The sequence below is a fragment of the Halomonas sp. HMF6819 genome (assembly GCF_044335525.1).
Classification (GTDB): Bacteria; Pseudomonadota; Gammaproteobacteria; order Pseudomonadales; family Halomonadaceae; genus Vreelandella.
The window spans coordinates 408,709-415,773 of sequence record NZ_JBIQVY010000004.1 but is presented as its reverse complement, the minus strand read 5'-3'; the positions used below and the strand labels follow the sequence as shown (position 1 = coordinate 415,773).

The window sequence follows — 7,065 nt, the reverse complement described above, 5'->3', positions numbered from 1 at the left end:
TCGTTCACTTCACTGGTTATCACTACTGCTCGAGCGATTAACCCAGCAAGGAAAGCACAGACTGCGGAGTCTGGTTCGCCTGGGCCAGCATGGACGTACCCGCCTGTTGCAGGATGTTGGCACGGGTCATGTTCGACACCTCCTTCGCGTAGTCGGCGTCTTCGATGCGTGAGCGGGCTTCAGACAGGTTGGTGGTCGTGGTCGCCAGGTTATCGATCACTGAATCAAAGCGGTTCAGCGTGGCACCCAAGGTGGCCCGTTGAGTGTCGAGCGTTTTAACTGCGGTATCGACATTGTCGATCAGAGTCTGGAAGTTGGCGTGAGTCGCGCCGGCACCAGAGAGAGCCGCCGCAGAACCACTAACGCCCAGGTTTTTACTGGTCGCATCGAAGGTATCGACAGTGATGGTGTCGTTGCCGCTGGTGTTAGAACCGACCTGGATATTGAGCGCCGTGCTCGAGCCGCTTGCCAAGAGATTGGTGCCGTTGAAGTTGTTGCTGCCCGCTACACGGTCGATCTCGGCGATACGCTCGTTGATCTCGGTGGTGATCGCGGCGCGGTCGTCAGCGGTGTTGGTGTCGTTGGCGCCCTGTACCGCCAGCTCACGAATACGCTGCAGGTTGTCGTTGATCTGATCCAGACCGCCTTCCATGGTCTGAACAAGGGAGATACCGTCGCTGGCGTTACGGCTTGCCTGGTCCATGCCCTTGATTTGAGCGGTCATCTTGTTGGCGATGGCTTGACCGGCGGCGTCGTCGGAAGCGCTGTTGATGCGCAGGCCAGAAGACAAGCGCTCTTGCGCCTGAGCCAGCATGCCCTGAGACTTGCTCAGGTTGTTCTGGCCGATCATGGAAGTGATGTTGGTATTGATAACGGACATGGAGTGATCCTCAGTGCTTAGCGGCCCGGGAAAGGCCTGTAAATCGGCGCTTGCATCGCCGTTGTTATAATTAACGGCGTAGCGAAGCGATCCTTTAGCCCGTTTAACCAATTTTTTTATAAAAACCTGGCCTTAAAACTCGAACGGGGCCTTTCGGCCCCGTTGACAGGATAAATTGCGGTTACTGACGAGAGCGCATTAGCTCGGTTAGATAGCAAAGTTTACTGTTTCTGCATCGAGCTAAGCATATCGAACTGCTGGCCAAGGTAGCTGCTCATGGAGTTCATCTGCGCAATCATGCCATCGAGCTGGGCAAACTGCTTGCGGTAGCGCTCCACGTTGCGCTCGATGCTGGCTTCCATGCGCTCCTTGCGCTTATCGAGACTCTCGATTCGCTGCTCTGCGCTGGTGACCGAGCTTTTAATGAGGCCGTCTTCTGAGGTAATGGTCGTCAATGTAGCGCTCAGGCGCCCTGCAAACCCTGCTTCCTTGCTGTCGCCGGCGAAGAAGGCTGACAGACCTTCAGGGTCGTTGGCAACAGCGGCGTCAAGCTTTTCTTCGTCGACCTCCAAGCGCCCGCGCTCATCGATAGAGATTCCGATTTCCGACAGCCGCGTGATATCGCCGCCCGCCAAGCTGTCGCTAATGTCACGACTCAACCGGTTTTCGATAGTGCGTACCGTACGGTCCCCTATCAGCTCGCCAGAAATCTCGCCTTCCCCGTTGAACTTGGTCATGCGCCCTACGGTCGATTTCATTTCGTTATAGTTGCTAACGAAGTTGTTGATGGCCTCTTTCAGGGAGTCGTTGTCTCGTTCGATGACCAGGGTGGCGGGGGATTCCGACACAGCGGTGACATCAAGCGTTACCCCCTCGATAGCACCTTCGACGCGGTTGGTCTTGCTGGTGATCGCGATACCGTTGACGTTGAGCGCAGCGTCCTGACCTGGGCGTACCGTCGTAGTATCCATGGCAAGCCCATCGATACCGGAAAACCCTATGAGCGAAGCATCCTGGCCGGTTTCCTTCGAGCTGAGCGCCAAGCGATATCCGGTGCCGTCGTTGACAAGCGAGGCAGTAACGCCCGATTCCTTGTCTGCATTGATCTGATCGCGCACCTCGGCCAGCGTGCTGCCCGCCTTGATATCGATTTCGTAGCTACTTTTGGGCGCGGCGCCGCTATCGAACGCACCGTTGGTGTAGGTCGCACCGAAATCCAACTTGAGCTTGGTGTCTGTCGTCGTAAGGGCCTGGTCGAGCGCGACACTTTGTGAGGCGGCGCTTCCGGCGCGAGCCAACTGAGAAACGCTAATTTCAAAACGCCCGGGGTTGGCTTTCTCACCCGCCGTGGCCAAAACGCCACTGCCGGTTACCGTGCTCTTTTGCTGCTTGAAGGTCGATGCGTCGTTCAGCGCCTTGACCGAGGTATTGACCCGGTCCATCGCCGATTCGAGACGCCCATAGGCCGAAATTTTTGTCTTTTGGGCACTTTGCTGCTGTAAAACGGGGGTAAGCTTTTGACTCTCTGCGGCCTTAAGCTGATTCAGCAGACCGTTCAAGTCCAACCCGGAACCTACACCAAGCGCGGAGATTGATGCCATGGGTTAAATCCTCGAGTAATAAGTAGCAAAGAGATTGGGTTGATTACCTTGTCTATCGGCTGGGTGAGAACGAACTTTAGGCATCGTCAGAAGATACCCGCAAAAAAATGCCCAGCGCTATGGCCGGGCATTAAGGGCTTTAATAGTTCGGCTTAGCTCTGGTTGGTTTGGGCCAGCATGCCCAACTGCTGTTCGAGATAGGCACCTGTCTGATTCATTTGTGCCACCATGCTGTCCATTGCCTGAAACTGAGTACGGTAACGCGCCACGGTCTGATCGATACGCTCTTCGGTGCGGGTGTAGCGCTCTTTGAGCGATTCGACTCGGCTTTCAGAGTTGGCTTTCGCCGTATCGAGACGGCCGCCATCTCCCACCAAGCGCTCGAGGGAGGTATTGATCTGCCCTGCCATACCGCTTCCCTCACTGCTGCCTGCAAAAAAGTCAGTCAGCGCATCCGGCTGGGTGGCAATGACGTTATCCAGCTTTTCATCATCGACCTCAAGCGTACCGTCGGTTTGCAATGAAATGCCGATGTCGGACAGTACGTTGAAGCCGTCACCGCCTGTCACACCGCTAATAGCCTGACGGAGCTCGCGCTCGACGGCTCGTGTGGTCGCATCAGCGTTCAAGCCTCCCGACTGCCCCGTTTCTACATCGAAGTTGGTCAAAGTATTCAAGGTGCTTTTGAGCGTGTTGAAGCTTTCCACGAAGGTATCCACGTTCTCACGCAACGCTTCGTTATCCTGTTCGACCATGATAGTGCTCGACGTGCCCGCCTCTGTCAGCGTCAACGTCATGCCTTGAATGGCGCCTTCGACCTGATTGGAAGCGCTCACGATATCGATACCGTTAACGTTGAACGCCGCGTCCTGGCCCCTTTGCACGACCTGAACGTCCGAGGTAGCCACCTCACCCGATAGAATGCTCGAGAAATTAGTGCTTTCGATGCTGGCGTCGGCGCCGGTCTCGCTCGACATGATCGAAAGCCGATACCCCTGCCCGTCGTTGATGATAGAGGCAGTCACCTGACCACCACCCTGGTCGTTGATGGCGTCTCGAATATCTTCAAGCGAACTGCCATCGGCGATCGTGATATCGGACATGCTTCCTTCAGATAGTGCGAAGCTGAGCGTTTGCTCACCGCTGACAACGCTTTCGTCAGCACTATCCAAGCGTTCTGTCACTAGGCTGCCGGCAGTTGCCAACTGATCGACCTCTACGTCGTACCGGCCCGCCTGTGCTTCGCTGGAGGTAATGGCAATGACACCGTCACCCTCAACGTTGGTCGTGAGGCTTTCAAACGATTCCGTATCGTTCAACGCCTGGGTGGCATCCTGGAACGTGGAAACGGCGCTTTTGAGTGTTCCATAGGCAGAGACGGTGGTGTTGGCAGACTGAACCTGCTCGGCAATGGGCTGGAGTTTGGCGCGCTCGGCGGTTTGAAGCTGATCCAATAGCCCATTTAGATCGAGCCCCGAGCCAATGCCCAGTGAAGATATGGAAGCCATCGATTGCTGCCCCTTTAAATATGATCGCCTGCTCTTTAGGCGAGCTGAAATTTGCCTGTGTCAATGCATTGACTATCGGCAAATCGCGCAGTGTCTTTAGCCTTTATCCCACTTTTAACTTAGTAAACGGTTATTTTCTGTAATCTTTACCGCTTTTTAGGTTAAGCGGGCCGCTTGAAAAGAAATGACCCAGTGCGCTATTGCGCTACGAGCCCTTGCCCTCCAAAGCGCGATACGTACCGAACCCAAGCGTTGAACACGCCAATAACTTAGACCTTGGTCTAAATGCGCTAACTCCATTACACTATGGAAACGTTGTTCGTTAATCGATGGAGCATTGAATGCCCTGCGAAGGTGATACCCCCGCCGCCCCTGTTGACGCGTCTCGGCTGCGTCAGTGCCTATTCACACTGGCGGAACTTTTGTACGTCAACGGCCATGTGCTTGAAACCGTGACGCTGCCTGGCTGCGGGTTGGCTCGGCGCGAGGTGGCAGCGCTTGAGGATCAGGATGCCGGCTGGTCGGCGTGTCGTCGGACGCTCGAAGCGGGCGCGGCGGGTACCACCAACGGTGAAGGGCGCTTCGTGCTAACGGCGCTCGGGCGGGACATCATGTTCGATATGTTCGGTCAGGGAGCGGCGGACTGCGCCTGATTTAAGACGCCGCCATTCGGCTTTTGAACGCAAAAACGCCCGCATTTGCGGGCGTTTGTGTTTGGCACAGCGCGTTGATTAACGAAGGCCAAGCATCGAAAGAATGAACAGCACGACGACGACCAGACCCACGATATAGATGATGTTACGCATTGCGGCGCTCCTTGCTTTTTTGCGTTTTAGGAAAATCAAAGGGTTGCTTACCCATCGAGGCAACATCCTCATCCTAGCAGGCTTTTGGGCGCTTTGCGTAATTTACGTGCGTCTGGCGCGCGCACGCTCTACGCTTTTTGAAAGCCTCGCTGGCACTGAAAAAGGAAAGCCTATGCGCGTGCGACTGTTCCCTCAGGCGTTGATGGTCGTGTTGGGGCTAGCGCTCTTAAATGGCGGCGCGCTGGCCCAAACGCCCTCCTCGGCAGCTTTTCGAGCCCTCGATGAGCAGGCCGGCGCGCTCGACCGTCTACATACGGTCGTGGTGGCGGTGGACGGGAATCTGGTGCATGAATTTCACCAGGGCGGGCCGGGGACGAGCACGCCGGTCAACGTGAAGTCGCTTTCCAAAACGGTGCTGGCGGCCATTACCGGGGCGGCGATTAACGATGGGGTAATTGACTCGCTCGACCAGCCGCTGGTCGAACTACTGGGTAGCCGCGTGCCGACGGGGCTGGATCCGCGCGTCAACGACATTACCCTCGAGAACCTGCTGGCCATGCAGGCGGGGCTCGAGCGCACCTCCGGCGAGAACTACAGCGGCTGGGTGGCAAGCGCCAACTGGGTGGAAAACGCCCTTTCTCGCCCCTTCGTGGACGAACCCGGCGGTCGAATGCTCTACTCCACCGGCTCCAGCCACCTGGTCTCCGCCGCGCTTACCTACTCGAGCGGTGAATCCACCTATGAGCTTGCCCAGCGCCTGCTGGCCGAGCCGCTTCACATCATGCTTCCCCGCTGGCTGCAGGATCCGCAGGGTGTTTACTTCGGCGGCAACGACATGCAGCTTTCGCCGCGGGCGCTGGTCGAGATCGGCGAGCTTTACCGTTTGGACGGCGTGGTCGATGGCGAACGGATACTGCCGGAAGGCTACGTGGAGAATTCCTGGACGCCGCGGGGCCGGTCGCCCTGGACGGGGGATGGCTACGGGCTCGGCTGGTTCGTGACCACCTTCGGCGATACGCCGGTCTACTACGGGCGCGGCTATGGCGGCCAGGCGCTGTTCGTGATTCCCGAGCGCGCGATGACGGTGGTGATCACCTCCAACCCCAACCCGCCTTCTCCCGGCGGGCAGTTTCAGCAGCAGTTAAACCGGCTGGTGTTGACTATGCTGATTTACGACGAGTGAGCCGCCGGCTTAAAGCAGATAAACGAGAATCGCGGTGAAGGTGGCGCCGGTGATCAGAAAGCCCAGCGCCAGTACCAGCCCGTCGCGGGCGACCAGCCCCAGCCCGAACAGCGTCAGCGCCAGGCCGGCGCCGTTGGCGGAAAAGGGAACGAACTCCATCGGCGGCATGGCGATTGCGATCAGCACGCAGGCCAGCGCCGTTGCGCGCATGCCCAGATAGCCGCTCATCCACGCCAGCCGCACGCCAATTAGCCCGTCGACCCAGCGCCCGGGCTTGCGCATCCACTTGAGCGCCTTGTCGAACCCCTTGCGCGACACCGAGCGGTTCAAGAGCCAGCGCGGCAGCCAAAAAGACCGGCGCCCGAGCAGCAGCTGGCTCGAGGTCAACAACACCAGCGCCGCCATCAGGGTGGGCACGCCGGGGATATCGCCGACCACCGGCGCCAGCACGATCAGCCCCGCTACCAGCAGCATCGGCCCGAAGGAGCGCCGCCCCACGGCGTCGACGATATCCTCGACGCTAACGCGGCTCTTCTCGTTTTCCATTTGATCCAGCGCGTCCAAAAGCTCGGTCAGGCTGGAGGCATCGTTTTCGTTATTCATGCGGGCGCCAGCGCTCCTCGGCCTGGAGTTTGGCGCGAATGAAATCGCTGTGGCTGACGTACAGAAGATCCGCCAGCCGGCGAATGCGGTGCTCCTCGAGCGGGTCGACGCTGCCGTCCGCCCAGGCAAGCTGCCACATCAGCGCCACCAGCTCGAAACGCTGGGCGTAGTCGTAGTGCTCCTTGACAAGACTGACGAACTGATAGTGATCGACCGCCTCATTGACCTGGGCCTCGGCCAGCGCCATTAGCTCACTCACCTGCGCCTCGTTCAATCGATAGCGCGTCATCAGCATATGCTTGAGCGCCGCTTGCTCCTCCGGAGCTTGCTCGTAGTCGGCGCGCACGATCTCGCACAGAAGCGCCGCCGTGGCGAGCTCCAGCGTCAGGTGATGATTCTCGCGCCGCTCCGGCTCGGCCAGCGCGTCGTGGAAGAAGTCTCGAATTGCCTCCAGCATGGCGGTCTCCTTTAAGCGCTTGCCGCG

7 protein-coding genes are annotated in these 7,065 nt (G+C 58.2%); 2 read left to right on the top strand and 5 right to left on the bottom strand.

All coding sequences use genetic code 11. From position 1 onward, the window contains the following. Nucleotides 1–37: 37 nt before the first annotated feature. The 3 genes from ACGLWX_RS14245 to fliD (ACGLWX_RS14235) form a co-directional block, all read right to left on the bottom strand. Nucleotides 38–880 (bottom strand): flagellin, encoded by an 843-nt coding sequence (locus ACGLWX_RS14245; RefSeq protein ID WP_252106165.1) that lies wholly within the window; start codon nt 878–880, stop codon nt 38–40. A 221-nt stretch (nt 881–1,101) separates the two neighbouring features. Next, nucleotides 1,102–2,481, bottom strand: a complete 1,380-nt coding sequence (fliD, locus tag ACGLWX_RS14240) for a flagellar filament capping protein FliD (protein WP_252106164.1) — start codon at nt 2,479–2,481, stop codon at nt 1,102–1,104. Between the two features lie 152 nt (nt 2,482–2,633). After that, complete coding sequence (gene fliD / locus ACGLWX_RS14235) at nt 2,634–3,989, bottom strand: flagellar filament capping protein FliD (RefSeq protein WP_396240631.1); 1,356 nt, start codon at nt 3,987–3,989, stop codon at nt 2,634–2,636. A 341-nt stretch (nt 3,990–4,330) separates the two neighbouring features. On the opposite strand from fliD (ACGLWX_RS14235), the gene ACGLWX_RS14230 reads away from it, so the two are divergent. Beyond that, nucleotides 4,331–4,642, top strand: coding sequence for a hypothetical protein (locus tag ACGLWX_RS14230; RefSeq protein WP_252106162.1), 312 nt, complete (start codon nt 4,331–4,333; stop codon nt 4,640–4,642). Between the two features lie 325 nt (nt 4,643–4,967). Continuing rightward, nucleotides 4,968–5,978 (top strand): serine hydrolase domain-containing protein, encoded by a 1,011-nt coding sequence (locus tag ACGLWX_RS14225; RefSeq protein ID WP_396240629.1) that lies wholly within the window; start codon nt 4,968–4,970, stop codon nt 5,976–5,978. A gap of 9 nt (nt 5,979–5,987) precedes the next feature. Here the strand turns inward: ACGLWX_RS14225 and ACGLWX_RS14220 are convergent, their stop codons facing one another. Next, entirely contained in the window at nt 5,988–6,581 is a 594-nt protein-coding gene (locus tag ACGLWX_RS14220; RefSeq protein ID WP_396240627.1) for an exopolysaccharide biosynthesis protein, read from the bottom strand. After that, nucleotides 6,574–7,038: a TerB family tellurite resistance protein gene (locus ACGLWX_RS14215; RefSeq protein ID WP_396240625.1), complete on the bottom strand. Its 465-nt coding sequence runs from the start codon at nt 7,036–7,038 to the stop codon at nt 6,574–6,576. Before ACGLWX_RS14215 ends, ACGLWX_RS14220 begins: the two co-directional genes overlap by 8 nt. Nucleotides 7,039–7,065 lie beyond the last annotated feature (27 nt).

Excerpts from the sequence above, each read along its gene's own strand:
- fliD (WP_252106164.1), bottom strand. The coding sequence starts at position 2,481 with ATGGCATCAATCTCCGCGCTTGGTGTAGGTTCCGGGTTGGACTTGAAC.
- ACGLWX_RS14215 (WP_396240625.1), bottom strand. The coding sequence starts at position 7,038 with ATGCTGGAGGCAATTCGAGACTTCTTCCACGACGCGCTGGCCGAGCCG.
- ACGLWX_RS14245 (WP_252106165.1), bottom strand. The coding sequence starts at position 880 with ATGTCCGTTATCAATACCAACATCACTTCCATGATCGGCCAGAACAAC.
- ACGLWX_RS14230 (WP_252106162.1), top strand. The coding sequence starts at position 4,331 with ATGCCCTGCGAAGGTGATACCCCCGCCGCCCCTGTTGACGCGTCTCGG.
- fliD (WP_396240631.1), bottom strand. The coding sequence starts at position 3,989 with ATGGCTTCCATATCTTCACTGGGCATTGGCTCGGGGCTCGATCTAAAT.
- ACGLWX_RS14225 (WP_396240629.1), top strand. The coding sequence starts at position 4,968 with ATGCGCGTGCGACTGTTCCCTCAGGCGTTGATGGTCGTGTTGGGGCTA.
- ACGLWX_RS14220 (WP_396240627.1), bottom strand. The coding sequence starts at position 6,581 with ATGAATAACGAAAACGATGCCTCCAGCCTGACCGAGCTTTTGGACGCG.